Raw genomic sequence first — 17,880 nt, forward strand, 5'->3', positions numbered from 1 at the left:
CGGACCCGTACCGCAGCAAGCTCCCCAGCCCTCATACAACCAGCGAACTACCAGACACACGCCGTGACAAGACCAGCTAACAAAGCACTACTAGGGCTTGCGCGGCAGGACGTGTGACGGGCCCACCGTCCGGAGCCCCGGCTCGCAACTCCGCCGTCATCAACTCCCGCACCACGACCGTCGAGGAGTTCGAGCGGGCCCACGACGGCCTGGTCCGCCACGCCCACCAGGACCGCGCGGCCCTCAGCGAAGCGCTGCGCGCTGCGCTCGCGGACCAGTGGTGGATCGCCCCGCCCCGGTCCCACTGGTACACCGACGACCTGGACGGACTGGCTCGTGTCGCCGCCGCCGTCCTCGGAGCGCTCCCGACGGGGGTGGCACCGGAGCCGCTCGTGATCTGGCGCAGCGACTGCCACCACACGGCGTTCGCCGTCGCCGGCGACGCTCACCTGGCCGAAGCCGCCCGGCACCTTACGACCAGGCCGCTGCCCTTCCTGCTCGCGACCCCCACCGGGCAGACCGGCACCCTGGATCCCCAGGTGCTCGTCCAGCGCCTCGCGGAGTACGGGCGCCTCGGCGAGCAGCCCGCCCCGGTGGACTTCGGGCAGGCCCTGCTGCGGGTTCGCCGTGACGCCTCCGCCGTTCCTGCCGCAGCAGCCCTCGCCACACCGGAGGGAGACAGGCTGGCGGCCTGTGCTCGGCGAGGCCGGAGAGGCCGCGGCCATCACCCGCCGCACCGCCTCCGCGCTGTCGTACGCCTACGGGGAGAACCCGGCGCACCTCGTGCTCGACACGGCGGAACGCACCACTCTGCTCAGGGGGTTCCCGGACGCGTTCCACGAACTGGCGCAGGCCCGCAAGGCCACCGGCCGCTGCTGGGACGGCGGGGACGAGGCCCTGCTGATCGCGGCGCTGCCCGAGGACCGGGAGACTCTGGCCGCATGGTGGCTCCCCGAGGTCACGGCCTGCGCCGTCACCGAAGGGCGCGGCGGGCCCGCCGTGCTCCCGGGGCTCGCCGCGGCCGGCGGACCCCCGGGCCCCGCCCTGCACCTCGCCGTGGCCACCGGCCTCGGCGCCCGTCACCCCGAGGACCGGCTGCGCGCCGTGGACGCGCTGCTCACCCTCGCGGCCCGGGAGGAACTGGACGCGGGGCGCCTGGGCAGGGACCTGCGCGAACTCCTGAACCTGGGCACCGTCAACTCCGGGTGAGCCGGAGAACCGGGATGTCCCTGTCGGTTCCCTTCTGGTACTGCTCGTACCGAGGGAAAACGGCGAGCAGGAGTGGCCACACCCTGGCCTTCTCCTCCGTGGGCAGGACTTCGGCGCGTGCCCGGAAACGGTCGCCCAGTACCCGTACGTGCACCACGGGGTTGGCCTCGACGCTCGCGAACCACATCGGGTGGTTGGCGGCGCCTCCGTTGGAGGCCACGATCAGATGGCAGTCGCCGTCCTGCGCGTGGATGAGGACGGTGCGGTGCCAGGCACCGCTGACGCGGCCCCGGTAGTCCAGCAACAAGCAGGGCGATCCGTTCATGTCGGTGCTCTCCGTGCCGTCCGACTCCTCGTACCTGATGCCCTGGTCTCGCACCTGCGGATTGGGGCTCAGTTTCACAGTGGCCGGGTCGTAGGCAGTCATGTGGATCCTCCGGAAATGAGTGGCAGCCTCGCCGATCATCCACCATCCGCGGTGCCGGATCCGGATCGAGAGTGTCGTGATGCGGCCTGGTGGAGTTCAGATCGTGCACACGCCCCGTTCCAGTGTCATGTGAAATATCACATGACATAAGTGCCGGCCGGGAACCCCCCGACGGTGCTCCATCACAAGGAGAACGAACCGCGATGAACCGCTTAGCCCTCCTCGCAGCCAGTGCCATGACCCTGGCCGTCTGCACGATCACCCCGGCCACCGCCGCCGCCCCGCCGGCAGACACGGCCGAGACGGTCACCTCCTGCGGGAACTCCGGCCTCCAAGCGGGTCTGGCCACGCGGGTGTGCGCGGAGATCACCGGCACGACCGTCACGTTCTACGGGAAGGCCGGACTTGTCGGCCCGCCCTCACCGCCCGCCCCGGGCAGCCCGCAACCCGCGGCCAGGGAACTGCTCACCACCCTGTCCGTGGAGGCCGTCGCAGGCGCCGCGCTCTCCACGCAGGTGAAGCCGCTCCTCTTCACGGCTGCCACCCTCGAGGTGCGCGCTCCCGCCGCCACCGCTCCGTGCGGTTCGACCGTCCGCGGCACCTTCGGCGTGGCCTCGTACCCCCGCGCGGCCAGTCCCGTGGCCCACGAGGTCACCCTCACCTGCTGAGACCTCCCGCGTGCACGGCGAAGAAGCCCCAGGTCATCGACCTGGGGCTTCGGTCAGCCGATGGGGCGGGTCACTTGGACCGAGTGGAGACGCTCACCCCGCTGAAGTCCTGCGCGGCGGCGAGGCTGAAGTACACCCATCCGGAAGGCGGGTTGTCCACCGTCAGGGTCTCGCCGTTGCCCGCGTTGGTGGACTTCGCCTGGTAGCTGCTCGTGGTGGCCCAGCTGCTGCCGCCGTAGTACAGGTCGGCGTTGCCGGCGCCGCCGCTGCTGGTGATGGTCAGCTGCCTGACCCCGGCCGGCAGGTACACGAAGTGGTAGCTGTAGTTCCCGGCGGTGGCCGCGAGGTTGTCCCGGCGGCAGTTCTTGTCGAACTGACGGGGGTCGCTGCTCGTGCACAGCGGGGTGGTGGGGGCCTCCGGCAGGGGGCCGCAGTCGTTGGTCGCGCACGCGGTCGTCAGCCAGGTCGCGAAGCCGGCGTCGTAGCTGGTGCCGATGGTCTGCTTCAGGAAGGTGCGGGCACCGTTCCAGTCGCCGGCCCGGTACTTGCCCAGCACGGTCTCCACGTCGGCGGGGTGCGCCTGGAGCATGTAGCGGACCGCCAGGAAGCCCCAGCGGTAGACGCGGTTCGAGTTGACCTCGGGGTCCGCGTCCTGGCCGTAGACGGTGTCGAAGAGGTCGCTGAGCTTGTAGGTCCTCTTGCCGGCCTCGGCGATCGCGTCGGCGTTGCGCTCGCCGCGGTAGCCGAACGAGATGTTCTCGGCGATGCCCTCGACCCACCAGATGGTCGGCGTCACGATGCCGGCCTCGAAGTCGCCGGCCATGTTGTAGCGGCCGTCGAGGTAGTGGGTGTACTCGTGGTTGAGGTTCCAGATCTGGAAGTCCGGGCGCAGCCAGTGGGCCTCGTGGGCGATGAAGCGGGCCTGGTTGCCGGCGGCGGCCGGGTTGCCCTCCTCGTACATCCCGCCGTTGTCGACGTCGATGTTGTAGATGGCCCAGGCGTACAGCGAGTAGTTGGTGTAGTCGTCGAAGACGACGACCTCGAGGTTGGTGTTCACGTCACCGGGGATCGCACCCTTGTCGCCGATGACCCGGTGGAAGTAGGCGTCCTGGTTGACCAGGCTGGTGCAGGTGCTCGCCAACTGCCCGGGGGACATGTCCTGGGCTCGGATCTTCAGGCCCGGGGTGCACGTGTGCTGGATCGGCAGGATCGCCGGCAGCACGCGCTCGCCCAGGTCGCAGATGGCGTAGGCCGCGCAGTTGTTCCTGTCGTACTGGCGCGTGTACCAGCCCAGGTTCATGGTGATCGGCGCGGTGGGGCCGACGTTCGGGTAGCGGTTGATCAGGTCCTTCAGCAGCGGGCGGACCCGGTTCTTGAGCTCGGGGACGTCGAGGGCGTGGCCGAGGAAGCGGCCGACGTTGCTGACGACGTCCAGACGGTTGAGCTGCGCGCTGTTGCGCGTGATGAATCCGGCCCAGGTGTCGAGGATGGCGGGGTCGGCCTTGAGGGCGGCCCGCCAGCCGCGGTCGTCGTTCTTGGCCTTGAAGCCGTTCTCGACGACCCACTCGACGTGCTGCATCGCGAGGTTCATCTGCCCGGGCCATGTGCCGTCGTAGCTGCCGAGCATCCACTTGACGACGCCCGCGTAGCGGCCGGCCGCGCGGGTGCTGTCGATCAGCGTGACGACCTCGCCCAGGATCTCACCGTTGGCGTCCGTGACGTCCTTGCTGCGCGGGGACGCGAAGAAGGCGTCCAGCGCGCCGAGCGCGGCACCGTCGAGTGCCGAGCCGTAGGGGCCGACGACGTCAGCGTTGTTGTCCTGCACGTAGTAGCCGGCCCGAAGGAACAGCACCAACTGCCCGACCGCGGCGCTGTTGCCGCCCGAGTAGGCGGCGGACGACTCGCGCAGCGCGTTGGCGACGGTCACCATCTGGGCTTCGTTGAAGGCCTTGAGCGCGTTCTCCCCGGTGAGGCTGAACAGCGGGTACGTACAGGAGATCCGCGGGAGCGCCTTGAGCTGCTGGACCAGGGCGCTGCCGGTCGCGTTGATCACGCCGGAGAGGTCGCCGCACTCGTCCCCGGCGGCGGCCGAGGACCGCCGGCTGTCCTTGCCGGACCTGGCCGGCAGTACGGGCTTCACGGTCGGAGCGGGGGCGGTGGCGGATTCCTCGGTACTGTCCTGCGAGGAGATCCGGAAGCGGGAGCCGTTGCTCATCGCATCGGGGGACTTGGGGACCGGGATCGACCGCGGCGCCGTGGCCGTGGTTCCCCGCGCGTACGCACCGGCGGGGGGCGTGGCGCCGGCGGAGGCGGCCTGGCTCTGTGGCGCGAGCAGGCCGAGCGCAAGGAAGACGACTGCGCCCAGCGCGGGAAGGCTTTTGGCTGGATTGGCTTCGTCGGCGCTCGGCGCCCCTGTGGTCCGGCCGTGGCCGGCAGGAGGCTGCGGACGATCCGGTGTCCCGCGGCCGGGACAGCCGCGGGACACGGGGTCGCTACTTCGGGCAGGTGTCGTGGGTCACCTTGCCGCCGGCGGTGGCGGCGGTGTCGGGGTTGACCGTCAGGCACAGGCCGGTCCACTGGTTGATGAACCTGAAGGCGGTCCTGCGCTCGTTTCCGACCTCGACCTGCGTCGGCATGATGTTCCACATCTGGTTGCCGGAGAACCAGCGGGTCTCACAGCCCCACCAGAAGAGCTGGGTCCCGGCGGACGGCGGGGTTCCGTTGTTCCACGGGATGGTCAGGCACATGCCGTTGCCGGACTTGATCCAGTAGTGGCCCTGGCCGTCGTACGAGGGTGCCTCGGCGCTCCATCGGTGGCTGGTCGGCGCCGTCGACTGGCAGGTGCGCTGGGTGACCAGGCCGCCGGTCTTGGTGCTGTCGAACTCCGGGCCCCGCACCATGCACTTGCCGTACTTGGTGTCGACGTAGGTCTTGTCGGCATTGACCAGCCAGATCGCCTGGTGGCCACCGGCGACCGTGTAGCCCTTGTTGCGGTCGATGATGTTCTGGATCAGGGCCCAGCCGGGGAAGTCCATCATGACGATGCCGAGGTGGCCGTTGCCGCCGCCCGAGTTCAGGTACTGCATCAGCCGGAAGTTGACGCCTTGAACCGCGGGCTGACCGTTGGCCCAGCCGTACCCGCCGGCGAATTGTGCAGGGGACATGAGGTCGCCGTTGTAGTCGGAGGCGGACGTGTACGTCACGAACATCTCGCCGCTGCCGTCACGGACTGCCTTGTCGATGTTCTCCTTGACGAAGCCGAATTTCTGGGGAATGCCATCCGGCTCCCAGTGATCTTCCTTGTGGCTGTTGAAGGTGTTGATCCCGTACTGGCCATCGACGTTGTCGAAGCTGCCCAGCACGATCTTTCCCCGGACCTGCGACAGGCGCGGCACGTACGCCACGGTTCCCCTGGTGATCGAAGGGGCGTAGAACAGGTTCGGGTAGCGATCCGCGTAGCTCTTGAAGATCTCTTCGATCTTCGCGCTGTCGGTGCTCTTCGGATCGTTCGCACACTCGAATGTGCCCACGTTCCCGCGAGGGCATTCCGCCCTCACACGCATGACGAGGGTCTCGCTCTTGTGCCTGCCGAGGAAATCCCTGGCCTTTGTCAGTACGTCATCGAAATTGGCGTCCTGGTACGACGATCCGTGATGAATCGTGAAGTGCGTTCCCCCGCTGACGCGGACCCGGATGTCAACAGCGCGGATTCCTCGCTCCAGCTGCGCCGTCAGGGTGTTCGCACTTTTTCCGAAGTTCTGCTGCGTCTCCGCAGGAGGCCCCCCTTGGATGGAAAGGGAGTCGTGGGTACCGGGGAGGGACAGGGCCGCGAGCCATGTGCCGCCCGCGATGTCCTTCATCCAGTCGGCGTTCGTCGCCGACCCGATGTTGCCGTAGGCGTCCCCGAAATTGCTTCCGTGGGCCCGGGCGGGAGTCGGCGTGAGGAGAGCGGTGCCGCCCGCGGCGCCGATCACGACCGCGCCGGCTGCGACACCGGTCACCATCCGACGTGCCAGCCGGCGAAGCCATGGGAGTGACCCCTGATGGACCTGATGAATGGATGATCGGGGCATGGAACTCCTACTTGGATCAAGGGTGTTCTTCAACGACCGAGGTCTACGGCCGAGGTCTACGGCCGATTGGCCGACGGGGGGAATGCCGCCACGGATCCCCGCCCGCCCGCCACTTCTTGTGGCGGGCGGGCGGGGGGAGGCCCCACGGGAGGCCTCCTGTAGCGCCGTCGGCTCAGGGGAGTGAGATCACTTGCCCAGGTAGGCGTTGACGATCGTGACCTCGGAGACGTTGCCCTGCTTGTCGGTGACCTTGGTCCGGAAGGAGATCCCCTGGCCCTTCGCGGGGTTCCGGACGGAGAACGCGCCGTCGGTGACCGTGACGCGCTTCCAGGTCCTGCCGCCGTCTTCGCTCACGGAGACCGTCAGCGACTTGAGGTTCTTCCCGGAGGCCGCGCCCTGCACGGTCACGGGGATCCGGGTGACCTTGCCCGCCGGGGCGCGGGAGGCGATGTCGAGCGGGGCGTGGAAGCGCACCGTGGAGACCGGGAGCGCGGTGTGGGCGGCGACCTGGCCGGAGCGGAAGGTGAAGCTCGTGTCGATGCGGGTGGAGACGGCGGAGACGTCCGCGGACCGCTCGACGGAGGTGGTCAGCCGGTACTTGGCATCGGCGCCGTCGACCGCGAAGGGCTCCCAACCGCTCAGCGGGTCCTCGTTCTCGGCGACCTTGACGCCGTTGCGGTACAGGGTCGTGGTGGTCTTCGTGAGCGCCGAGGAGCCCGCGTGGCCGGCGCCGTCGCCGAACAGGGGCACCGCGCCGGTGATGGTCTGCTTGCCCGTCTCCGGGTCGGGTGCGCTGCGGAACACGCCCAGTCCCTTGCCCAGAACCGGTCCGAAGACTCCGGTGTTGAAGGTCTCGCGGTAGGAGGAGCCCGCCTTGTAGCGCTTCGGCTGCAGGGAGGCCTGGTCCGCCTCGACGTGCTGGTCGCCGTCCGCGTTCGGGGCGCCGAGCTGCCAGAACCCGCTGCGCCAGGTCGCACCGTCGAGGGCGGAGAGCAGGAGCGTACGGGTACCGGGAGCGGGCTGGACGGCCCCGTAGAAGTCGCCCTGGGACATGCCGGGCAGGGTGGGCGCGGCGTAGGCATAGCCGGACTTGCCGCGGGCGGGCGCGCCCATCTCCACGGAGAGCTTGGCCAGCTCGGTCGCCTTCAAGTGCCGCTTGTACCCGGTGGCGAGACGGTTCGTCACGCCACCGAGGGCAACGTTGTACTGGGAGGCCGGTGCCTTGAGGAAGGTCGCGAGCCAGCTCTGCGTGAGCGAGCCGTCGGTCACGGCCGGCCCCATGTGGGCGGAGCGGAATCCGGTGTACCCCTTGGGGAGGATCCAGCCGTTGCCGAGGTGGCCTTCGCCGACCTTCTGCTGGTAGTACGGCAGGGCGAAGTCGGCCGTGGCCAGACCGGGAACGGTGATGTCCACCGGCTTCGCGGTGCGCGCGTCGACCTTGACCTTGGTGGTTCCGGCGACCTCCAGCCGCGGCTGGACCAGCCAGTCGACGCCCTTGGTGAGGTCCGAGCCGTCCTGGTACACGGCGCCGTGGAGGGCGTAGGTGCCCTTGGGCAGGCGCAGGGTGCGGGGTCCGGTCTCGTTGCTGATGCCCTCCCATATGCCGTCGGCGGCGCCGCCGATTCCGAACAGGGAGTGGGAGAACTCGCGGGCGGGGCGGCCGTCGCGGTCGACCGTCGTGATGGTGACGTCGTACGCCTCGGCCTCACGGACGGCTGCCGCGCCCGTGCGCACCGACTGGCCGCCGCCGGTGGCGGTGACGTAGGCGGAGAAGGCGCCGTCGACTTTGCCGAGCCGGGTGTCGGCGGCCAGGGCGACCTCGGCCCGGCCCCCTGCGGGCACGGTCACCTTGTTGGCGCCGAGCGCGAAGAACCCGGCCGGGGCGGGCTTGCCCCGGGCGTCCGTGCCGGTCACCGCGAGGTCGAGGGTGATGTCGGTCTTGCCGAGATTGCGGTAGGCGATCTTCTTGGTGAGCGGCTTGTCGTCGGCGTGCGGCCACTTGGCCGTGCCGAGGGACACCGACGGCTGCTCGGTGATCACCGTCTGGGTGAGGGCCTTGTCCACTTGCACGCGGCCCGTGCCCTGGTGCTGGACGCCGGTCGCGCCGGCCTTGGTGGACGCGGTCAGCGCGCCCTTGAGCTCGGTCCCGGTCCAGCCGGGGTTCTTCTGCTTCAGCAGCGCTGCCGCTCCGGCCACGTGCGGGGTGGCCATGGAGGTGCCGTTGAGTCGCAGGTACCCCGGGGTGGGGTGCTCGGCTCCGGGGTCGGTGTCGAGCTTGCTCCCCTTGGCCGCCGCGGCGGCGATGCCGACGCCGGGCGCGGTGAGGTCGGGCTTGACCGCGCCGTCGCCGACGCGTGGGCCTCTGCTGGAGAAGTCCGCGAGGACGTCCTTGGAGTCGACGGCGCCGACGGTCAGGGCGGCGTCGGCGCTGCCGGGCGAGCCGACCGTGGAATCGCCGGCACCGTCGTTGCCCGCGGCGATGGCGAACAGGACGCCCTTCTGCGCCGACAGCCGGTTCACGGCGGCCTCGACCGGGTCGACGCCGGGGAAGTCCCGACTTCCGAGGCTGAGGTTGACGATGTCCGCACCCTCGGCGACGGCCCACTCCATGCCCGCGATGACGGCGGAATCGCTGCCGTAGCCACGGTCGTCGAGGACCTTGCCGCTGATCACCTTGGCGCCGGGCGCGACGCCCTTGAGCGCTCCGCCGGACGCGGCCCCGGTCCCGGCCGCGATGGAGGCCACGTGGGTGCCGTGGCCGACGCGGTCCGCGGTGTCGGGGGAGTCGGAGAAGTTCTTCTCCCCGACGACCTGGGTCTTCAGGTCCGCGTGGGTCTTGTCGACACCGGTGTCCAGGACGGCGATCTTCACGCCCTTGCCGTCGAACCCGGCCTGCCAGGCCCGGTCGGCGCCGATCTGCTTCGTGCTCTTGTCCAGGCTCGCCTTGCGCACACCGTCCAGCCAGACCTGGCCGATGCCGGCTCCGGCGGCCCGGACGCCGCGCGTCGTGGGGTTCGTCAGGGCCTCCCAGACTTTCGTGGCGTCAGCGGGCGAGGCCACGACGGCTTCCGCGTTGACGGTCGGGAGGGCGTGCTTCGTCTTGTTGCCGGTGGCGGACCGCAGTTCCGTGCGCGCCGCCGTGGCCTCGCCCTCGTACTGGACGATCAGGCCGAGTCCGCCGCGGTGCAGTGCGCGCAGGGTCGGGTCGGCGAGCGTGGTGACGTCGAACAGGCGCCGGTCCAGCTTGCCGGAGGCCAGCAGGGCGCGGGCGTCGGCGGGCAGGACCAGCGTGCGGCCGTCGGCGCGTTCGATCTCGACCGGTACGCGTTCACGGCCCTTGCCGGGCTCGAAGCGCACGAGGGCGCCGCTGCCGTTCACGGTCACCCGGTCGCCGGTGATCAGCGTGATGGTCACGGGCGTGCCCGTGGTGGCGGCAGGGGCGCTCTGTGCGGGGGAGGCGGCGGGTGCCGCTCCTGCGGGGCCGGTCAGCCCCGTGCTGAGGGCGACGACGGCGGTGGCGAGGGCGAGGGCCCCCGCGGCGTGTCGAGGCCTGTATGTCCGTATGAACAACTCTGCTCCTGTGGAAGGCGCGCACGGCGGCCGGGGCCGTGGCGCGCGCCCCGTCGTGTGGCGTACGTGGCGTACGCGGTCTGTGTGCGGTGCGTGTGCGGTGCGTTGTGCGTGGCGTTGTTGTGACGCCGATCGCCGGGGCCCGGTCGACCCGCGTCCCACCAGCCCCCAGGGGGAGAGGTGGAGGTGGGCGGTGCGGGACGTCCGGGCCCTGCGGCGACCGGGTACGGCAGCAGTCCACCGGCTCGCGGATTGTTCAGCAGCCCTGATCCGGGCGGCTGAACAATTGATTTCCGTGGCCGAAGAGGCCCTTGTGGCTGCCGGTGCCCCCTCCTACGGTGGAAAGGATCTTGATCCCGGGGAGGGGAGCAGCATGGGAACTGGCGCGGGAAGGCCGGAGAAGGCGCTCGATCCGCAGGCCGGTCCCACCGCGCGGTTCGCCGGTGAGCTCCGCGAACTGCGCCGCGCCGCCGGCTCCGTCCCTTACCGGGAACTGTCCGTACGGGCCGGCTATTCAGTGACGGCGCTCTCCCAGGCCGCCGCCGGGAACCGGCTCCCGAGCCTGCCCGTGGCGCTGGCCTACGCCGAGGTCTGCGGCGCCGCCCGCAAGGAATGGGAACGACGCTGGCGCGAGGCCGAAGCCGCGGTCACAGCCGCGGCCGAAACCCTGGCCTCCCGCGAGCTCGCCGGCGACAGCGCCGACGGCGGCGACACCGCGCCCTACCGGGGCCTGACACGCTTCGAACCCGAGGACGAGCCGGTGTTCTTCGGCCGGGAACGCCTGACCGACCAACTGACGGCCCTGGTCGCCGAACACCGCTTCGGCGTCCTCCTCGGACCCTCCGGCAGCGGCAAGTCCTCCCTGCTGCGGGCCGGTCTCGTCCCACGCCTGCGCCGCTCGGCGCCGCCGCTGCCGCCCGCCGCGGCCCTGCGCGTCCTCACCCCCGGCGAACATCCGATGCGGACCCACGCGCCGGTCCTCACCGCGGCCGCCGCAGACGGCGAGACCTGGCTGATCGTCGACCAGTTCGAGGAGGTCTTCACCCTCTGCGCGGACCCCGACGAACGACGGGAGTTCCTCGCGGCCCTCCTCGCCGCCCGCAACCCCGCGAGCCGCATCCGCGTGGTGCTCGCCGTGCGCGCCGACTTCTACGCGAACTGCCTCGCCCATCCCGCCCTGGCCGAGGCCGCCCGCGCCGCGACCCTCCCCGTGGGACCGCTGACCGCCGAGGAGATGCGCGGCGCGATCGTGCGCCCCGCCGCAGCGGCCGGCCTCACCGTCGAACGCGCCCTCACGGCCCGGCTCGTGGAAGAGGTCACCCGCGAACCGGGCAGCCTGCCACTGCTCTCCCACGCCCTGCTGGAGACCTGGCGGCGCCGCCGCGGGCGCACGCTCACCCTGGCCGGACACGAGGCGGCGGGTGGTCTGCGCGGCGCCCTGGCCCAGACCGCCGAAGAGCTGTACGCGGAACTCGGGCCCGACCGCGCCCCCGTCGCGCGCCGCCTCCTGCTGAACCTGATCACCCCCGGCGACGGAGCCCCCGACACCCGGCGGCCCGTACCCCGCGACACCCTCGTGCCCCCGGACTCGCCGGAGGCCGCCGAGGCGGGGGCCGTGCTGGACCGGCTGGCCCGGGCCCGGCTCGTCACCCTGGACCGGAACGTCGTCGACCTGGCGCACGAGGCCCTGATCACCGCGTGGCCGCGGCTGCGCGGCTGGATCGACACCGACCGCGAACGGATGCGAAGCCACCGCAGGCTGACCCAGGCCACCCACAACTGGCTGGCCCGACGCCGCGACGCCGGGGCGCTCCTGCGCGGAGGGGAACTGGCCGAGGCCGAGGCCACGTTCGCGGACGCCGCGGGCCGCTCCGCAGAACTTGTCCCGGTGGAACGGGAGTTCCTGCATGCCGGCCTCGCGTTCCGGGCGCGCACGCGCCGAATCCGTCGAGGCGTGACCTCCGTGGTGGCCCTTCTCCTCGTCCTCCTCACCGTGGCGAGCACGACCGCCTGGCAGCAGGTCCGCGACAACGTCCGCCAGCGGGTCGACGCCGAGGCCCAGCGGGCCAAGGGGGAGGATCTGGCCGCAGGCCGGCTTGCGGCCGTGGCCCAGGGACTGCGGGCCTCCGACCCCGCGTTGGCGATGCGGCTGAGCGTGGCCGCCTGGCGGCTCGCCGAGACCGCCGAGACCCGCTCCGCGCTGCTCGCGGCGTCGGTCCAGGCAGAGTCGGATGCCTACGACGTGCCGGACGAGGCGGGGCCCTGGTACTCCCACCCCGCGCAACCGGTCCGGCTGAGCGCGGACGGCCGGATCGCGGTGACCGTCGACGTGGACTCCGTACGCGCCTGGGACGTCACGAAGAGGTCGGCGCTCGGCCCGGAAACGGCCCTCGACCAGGGCACGCTGTTCCGCGGGATCTCCCCGGACGGCCGCACCGCCCTGGTGCAGGGCTCCCGGGAGATGAAGGATCCCGGATCCGGGAGCGGGGCGCGTCGACTGGATCTGGCGTCCGGGACGGCGCTCGACGCCGTGCCCCGGCCGGCGGGCCCTTCCGTTGCCTGGACGGCCGCCGACCAGGTCGTCGCCAACATGGACATGGACGGTGCCGCGGGCCGGCTCTCGCTCAGGGACGCACGAAGTGGCCGCACCCTGCTGGAGGTGCCGACCGGGCGGCATCCGATGTGGGCACTCAGCCCCGACGGACGCCACCTGGCCCTGTGCGCCACGGGAGGGGACGCGGCGTACTCCTCCGAACGGGCCGACGTGCCCCTGCGGGTCTGGGACGTGGCCCGGAGCACGGAGCTGCCCGCTGCCCGACCCGGGGCGTGCGCCGTCGACTCGTTCCGTTTCACCGGCGACGGCGCCGTTCTCATGAGCCGAGCGCCCGGCGGCCTGGACCTGTGGGACCCGGTCACGGGCCGGGAACCGGCCCGGATCGACCACCACGGCCTGACCGAGGTGACGACCAGCCCCGACGGCCGGTTCGCCGCGGCCGTAGACGGCAGGGAGATCCTGATGTGGCGACTCGCCACCCCCGAACGGCCGGTCTTCCGGTACTCCCTCGCCAACGGGGCCGCCTCCCAGCTCCGGATCGACCCGAAGGACGGCGTCATCAGGTACCTGACCGAACGCAGGCTCGGGGACACCGTGGTGCGCACGATCTCCTACGGACCGGCCACGACCCCGGACTGGAACCCCGAGCCGGCGTCCACGGGCACCTTCAGCGCGGACGCGACGACCGTCGCGGTCGACCGCCGCCAGGGCGCCGCGACCTGGGTCGAGGCCTACGCCGTCGCCGACGGCCGGCGCACCGCCCGCACACCGCCGACCGACTGCCCGGAGGCGGTACCGGAATCCACCGGGGCTCCCACGGAACACGACTGCCGGGTCCTGCTCGCGCTCAGCCCCGACGGACAGACCCTCGCCCACGCCCGAACCGACTCGGCTGCGGGCTCCGACACGGGGGACGGACAGCGGGCAAGCGCCCAGGAGCCGGCCCTCTGGGACGTGCCGGCGAACAAGGCCCGCCCGCTCCCCGCAGACCCGAAACCCTCGCCCGCCGCCCGGATGCCCATCACGGGAATGGCCGTCTCACCCGACGGCCGGTCCCTGCTCACGACGCGCGCGGGCGTGGACACCCTGGACGTCCGGGACGTGGCGAGCGGACGCCGGACCCGGTCCCAGGACCTCACGAAGGACCGGACGTCCCCGGTGGCGAGCCGGGGGAGCGACCGAGCCGCCCCGGTGGCGGTCCGCCCCGACGGCCGGCTCCTGGCGACCTCCTCGAACACCTTCGACATCGCCACCGGCCGGCGCACCGAACGGGGCCTCGCCATGGAACCGGGCGGGGTGATGACCTACAGCCCGGACGGCACGCGCCTCGCGGTCGGCGACACGGAGGGCGTCGTCACCCTGTGGGACGGCGAGGCCGAGCGTCGACTGGCCACCCTCCCGGCCGGGTTCGAGGAGATCGGCCTCGACTTCGCGAAGTCCGTCACGGCCCTGGCATTCTCCCCCGACGGCCGGACCCTGGCCGTGGCCGGCGCCTCCGGCACGCTTCGGCTCTGGGACGTGCAATCGGGCCGACCTCTGGGATCACCGCTGCCGACCCCCGGAGACGGGATCGTGGCCATCGCCTTCTCACCCGACGGCCGAACCCTGCACAGCGCGGGCGAACACAGCAGCGTGCGCACCCACCAGGTGGCCCCGGCCCGACTCGCGGACTCCGTCTGCACCCGCGCCGGAACCGGGCTCTCCCGGTCCGACTGGCGCACCTACCTTCCGGACCTTCCTTACCGAAAGACCTGCTGACAGGGCCTTCCCGACCGCCACGGAACCCACGGGGGAACCACACCATGACGAACGCACAGATACTCGCTGTCTGCCGCAGCAACTGGGAGTACCGGGGGATCGACGACGCATCCGTACGGGAGATGCTCGACGAGCTCTCCGCCCGGCTGGAGGACGCGCAGGCCGCCGGCCGCACGGGACAGGACGTCGTCGGCCGGGACGTCCGCAGCTTCGCCGCGGCACGGGCCCGGGAGCGCGCCCCGCTCTCCCGCCGGGCGCTGCGCACCGTGTCCCTGGCCTGTTTCGTGCTCGGCTGCGTCCTGCTCTTCTCCCACCTGCGCCATTGGAGCACCGCGCTCGCCGTGCCCCCCGACTACCTGGCCTTCTGGACGGTCCTCGGTGTGGCCACGGTCGCCTGGGAGCTGCGGCGGGGCGGCCTGGGCCTGTGGGCGGGCTGGGCGCTCGGCCTCGTCACAGCCCTGCCCGCCGCGCTGCTCACCGACCTCCTGGCCGGTGACGGGGCGCTGTTCACGCTGCCGCTGTGGGTGGCGCCCGTCCTGCTGCTGCCCGGCCTGCCCTACGTCGTCGCCGACGCGCGGGCCAAGAGCAGCGGCCGCGCCGGCGAGGACGCCGTCAGCCCTCGAGACCAGTGACGGCGATCCGAGGAGGTCTCCGGCGTCAGAAGAGGCCGACCTCCTCGGAGCCCGACCTCCTCGGAGCCCGGCGTCCTCGAAGCACGACGGCCTCAGGGCGCGGCCGGTCGGCCCGTCCGGCGGCGGCGGGCGCCCCCTGCCGCGCCCGCCAGCTCGCGCTCGGCGCTCTCCAGCAGCATGTCCAGCGCGACCGGATAGGCGCTGTGCGGCATCCGGGCCGCGAGGAGCCCGGCGGTGGCCGCGATGTTCGGGTACGTCCCGGCCGGCAGGCGGGCGTACGTAGACTCCCACCGCTCCTCGTCGGACTCCCGAGCCTGCTCCGTGAGCGCCAGGGAACCCGCGTCGAGCGCCGCGAAGGCCAGACACTGGTCGATGTAGGCGTGATAGATCCGTACGGCGTCCTCGTCGGCGAACCCCGCGCCGCGCAGGCTGCCGAGGATGGCCTCGTCGGCAGCGATCTCCCGGGGCCGCCCGGTCACCCGGCTCGTGGTCAGCAGCGCGGCCTGCGGATGGGCGAGGTAGGCACCGTAAATGCGCAGGCCCAGGGAGTGCAGGTCCTCGCGCCACCGCCCGGTCGGGACCCAGCCCGCCAGGGCCCGGCCGATGAGCTCCTCACCGATGGCCAGGGTGAGCCCGTCCATGCCGTCGAAGTAGCGGTAGAGGGTGCTGGGATCCGCGCCCAGTGCGGCACCGAGCCGCCGGGCGGTCAGGCCCGCGCTTCCGTGCTCCCGCACCATCCGCAGCGCCGTCTCGACGATCAGCCGCTCGGTGAGCACCGTGCCCTGCCGGGTCGGACGCCGCCGTCGGCGGGCCTCCTCCGGAACCACGTCCTTCGGCATCGCGGACTCGCCTCCTGGACCGTTCGGTGCCCTTATGCCAACAGCATTGACCTTAACTCCCGGCGGAGGGTTCCATCAGCCCCCTGGGGGCACACGCCCCACCGAGAGAGGACCTCGCCATGCGTGTTCTGCTTGTGGGTGCCGGCGGTGTCGGGAGCGCGATCACCAAGATCGCCGCCCGCCGCGGCTTCTTCGACCGCTTCGTCGTCGCCGACTACGACCTGGCCCGCGCCGAGGCCGCCGTCGCCGCCCTGGGCGAGGCGGAGCAGCGCTTCACCGCCTGCCGCGCGGACGCCTCCGACGAGGAGGAGGTCGCCCGGCTGCTCACCGAGCACGGGTGCGACGTCCTGATGAACGCGACCGACCCGCGGTTCGTGATGCCGCTGTTCAACGCCGCGCTGGCGGCCGGCGCCCACTACGTGGACATGGCCATGTCCCTGTCCCGCCCGCACCCCGCGGACCCGTACGGCACGTGCGGGGTGAAGCTGGGCGACGAGCAGTTCGAAAGGGCCGAGGAGTGGGAGAAGTCGGGCCGGCTCGCGCTCGTCGGCATGGGCGTCGAGCCCGGTCTCTCGGACGTCTTCGCCCGCTACGCGGCCGATGAACTCTTCGACGACATCGAGGAGATCGGCATCCGCGACGGGGCCGATCTGACCGTCGAGGGCTACGACTTCGCACCGTCCTTCAACATCTGGACGACGATCGAGGAGTGCCTGAACCCTCCCGTCGTGTACGAGCGCGAGCGCGGCTGGTACACCACCGAACCGTTCAGCGAGCCGGAGGTCTTCGACTTCCCCGAGGGCATCGGACCCGTGGAGTGCGTCAACGTCGAGCACGAGGAGGTCCTGCTCGTCCCGCGCTGGGTCGGAGCGCGCCGGGTCACCTTCAAGTACGGCCTCGGCGACGATTTCATCGGCAAGCTGGGGACCCTCCACGCGCTCGGCCTGGACTCCACCGAACCGGTCACCGTCCGCGGTGAGGACGGCCGCCCGGTCCGCGTCTCACCGCGCGACGTGGTCGCGGCCTGCCTGCCCGACCCGGCGACCCTCGGTGACCGGATGACCGGCCGCACCTGCGCCGGGACCTGGGTCAAGGGCACCAAGGACGGCCTGCCGCGCGAGGTGTACCTCTACCACGTGGTCGACAATCAGTGGTCGATGCGCGAGTACGGCTCCCAGGCCGTGGTCTGGCAGACCGCCGTCAACCCGGTGGTGGCCCTCGAACTGCTCGCCTCCGACGTGTGGTCCGGGTCCGGAGTCCTCGGCCCGGAGGCCCTGCCGCCCCGCCCCTTCCTCGACCTGCTCACCGCGTACGGATCCCCGTGGGCGATGCGGGAACAGGACCCGAGCCCGGCACTGCCGGCTCCGGCTCCGGCTCCGGCACCGAACCACTGACACCGCCGCCTTGCCCGGACAGCGGCCTTCGGAGCCGTCAGCGTTCCGACAGCTCCGAGGGTGCCTCCTGGACCACCCAGCCGTTGCCGTCCGGGTCGGAGAAGGTCAGGAAGGAGTTCCAGGTGTCACCCTTGCCGTCCTCCCATCCCTTCTCGCCGACGTGCCGCACCGGCGACACCTCGACGCCGCGCACCGTCAGCTCCTTGCGCGCGGCCTCGATATCGGTGACGCAGAGCTGCAGGCCCTGGAGCGTGCCCGGTGCCATCTGGCGCGTACCGGGCGCCGGGGGCATCCCGTGCTCCAGCGCGATGGAACAGCGCGAGCCGGGCGGGGTCAGCTGGATGATGCGGATGCCGGGCGCGACCTCGCTGTCGAGGTCGACCGTGAAGCCGGCCTTGTCCGCGTAGAACTCCTTCGCCCGGTCCATGTCGGTGACAGGGACCAGAACCACTTCGAGCGTCCAGTTCATGACGGGCCTCCTCGGAACACGAATGGTGCAGGGAAGGTCCACCGTCGCCCACAGACTGCCCGTGTGCGAGCCGAAACGCGGCATGAGGCGCATACGTGCGACAAAGAAACGGGGCGGGGCCCCGCGGCACGCGCACGGTGTCCGCATGGAGGCGGCATGGAGGCGGCCGGGTCCGGGGGCGTTCGCGCCCACCGGACCCCCCCACCCTCCACCCCCTCCCCCCCCCCCCCCCCCCCCCCCGGCCCCCCCCACGGGAACCCCCCCCCCCCCCTCCCCCACACCCCCCC

At 71.7% G+C, this 17,880-nt stretch carries 11 protein-coding genes and 1 pseudogene; 6 read left to right on the forward strand and 6 right to left on the reverse strand.

Annotated features, from left to right (window positions below):
* Nucleotides 1–392 precede the first annotated feature (392 nt).
* Nucleotides 393–650, forward strand: a pseudogene (locus ACFWBW_RS39095) (DUF6493 family protein); the annotation flags it as partial.
* 43 nt (nt 651–693) lie between these two features.
* On the forward strand, nt 694–1,209 hold the full coding sequence (locus tag ACFWBW_RS39100; RefSeq protein ID WP_385383768.1) for a hypothetical protein: 516 nt from the start codon (nt 694–696) through the stop codon (nt 1,207–1,209).
* On the opposite strand, the gene ACFWBW_RS39105 is transcribed toward ACFWBW_RS39100, so the two are convergent.
* Nucleotides 1,196–1,636, reverse strand: a complete 441-nt coding sequence (locus ACFWBW_RS39105) for a nitroreductase family deazaflavin-dependent oxidoreductase (RefSeq protein WP_385383771.1) — start codon at nt 1,634–1,636, stop codon at nt 1,196–1,198. The two genes, ACFWBW_RS39100 and ACFWBW_RS39105, sit on opposite strands and share 14 nt — an antisense overlap.
* A 203-nt stretch (nt 1,637–1,839) precedes the next feature.
* Between ACFWBW_RS39105 and ACFWBW_RS39110 the strand changes: the two genes are divergently transcribed.
* Nucleotides 1,840–2,304 carry a hypothetical protein gene (locus ACFWBW_RS39110; protein WP_385383774.1) on the forward strand — a complete coding sequence of 155 codons (465 nt, stop codon included), beginning with the start codon at nt 1,840–1,842 and terminating at the stop codon, nt 2,302–2,304.
* Between the two features lie 70 nt (nt 2,305–2,374).
* Here the strand turns inward: ACFWBW_RS39110 and ACFWBW_RS39115 are convergent, their stop codons facing one another.
* The 3 genes from ACFWBW_RS39115 to ACFWBW_RS39125 all read right to left on the reverse strand — a co-directional run bounded on the left by ACFWBW_RS39115 (nt 2,375) and on the right by ACFWBW_RS39125 (nt 9,947).
* Entirely contained in the window at nt 2,375–4,519 is a 2,145-nt protein-coding gene (locus ACFWBW_RS39115; protein WP_385383777.1) for a collagenase, read from the reverse strand.
* Between the two features lie 277 nt (nt 4,520–4,796).
* Nucleotides 4,797–6,308 (reverse strand): phosphatidylinositol-specific phospholipase C domain-containing protein, encoded by a 1,512-nt coding sequence (locus tag ACFWBW_RS39120; RefSeq protein ID WP_385383780.1) that lies wholly within the window; start codon nt 6,306–6,308, stop codon nt 4,797–4,799.
* A 255-nt stretch (nt 6,309–6,563) separates the two neighbouring features.
* Entirely contained in the window at nt 6,564–9,947 is a 3,384-nt protein-coding gene (locus ACFWBW_RS39125; protein ID WP_385383784.1) for a S8 family serine peptidase, read from the reverse strand.
* Nucleotides 9,948–10,320: 373 nt separating this feature from the next.
* On the opposite strand from ACFWBW_RS39125, the gene ACFWBW_RS39130 reads away from it, so the two are divergent.
* Entirely contained in the window at nt 10,321–14,259 is a 3,939-nt protein-coding gene (locus ACFWBW_RS39130) for a DNA-binding protein (RefSeq protein WP_385383787.1), read from the forward strand.
* A gap of 44 nt (nt 14,260–14,303) precedes the next feature.
* Nucleotides 14,304–14,891 carry a hypothetical protein gene (locus ACFWBW_RS39135; RefSeq protein WP_385383790.1) on the forward strand — a complete coding sequence of 196 codons (588 nt, stop codon included), beginning with the start codon at nt 14,304–14,306 and terminating at the stop codon, nt 14,889–14,891.
* A 92-nt stretch (nt 14,892–14,983) separates the two neighbouring features.
* Here ACFWBW_RS39135 and ACFWBW_RS39140 read toward each other — a convergent pair whose 3' ends face one another.
* Entirely contained in the window at nt 14,984–15,730 is a 747-nt protein-coding gene (locus ACFWBW_RS39140) for a TetR/AcrR family transcriptional regulator (RefSeq protein ID WP_385383793.1), read from the reverse strand.
* Between the two features lie 119 nt (nt 15,731–15,849).
* Here ACFWBW_RS39140 and ACFWBW_RS39145 point away from each other — a divergent pair, with 119 nt between their 5' ends.
* Nucleotides 15,850–17,124, forward strand: coding sequence for a saccharopine dehydrogenase C-terminal domain-containing protein (locus ACFWBW_RS39145; RefSeq protein WP_385383796.1), 1,275 nt, complete (start codon nt 15,850–15,852; stop codon nt 17,122–17,124).
* Nucleotides 17,125–17,161: 37 nt separating this feature from the next.
* Here the strand turns inward: ACFWBW_RS39145 and ACFWBW_RS39150 are convergent, their stop codons facing one another.
* Nucleotides 17,162–17,593, reverse strand: coding sequence for a VOC family protein (locus tag ACFWBW_RS39150; RefSeq protein ID WP_385383799.1), 432 nt, complete (start codon nt 17,591–17,593; stop codon nt 17,162–17,164).
* Nucleotides 17,594–17,880: the final 287 nt, after the last annotated feature.

This window comes from Streptomyces sp. NPDC059957, assembly GCF_042730015.1.
In the GTDB taxonomy this organism is placed as follows: domain Bacteria; phylum Actinomycetota; class Actinomycetes; order Streptomycetales; family Streptomycetaceae; genus Streptomyces.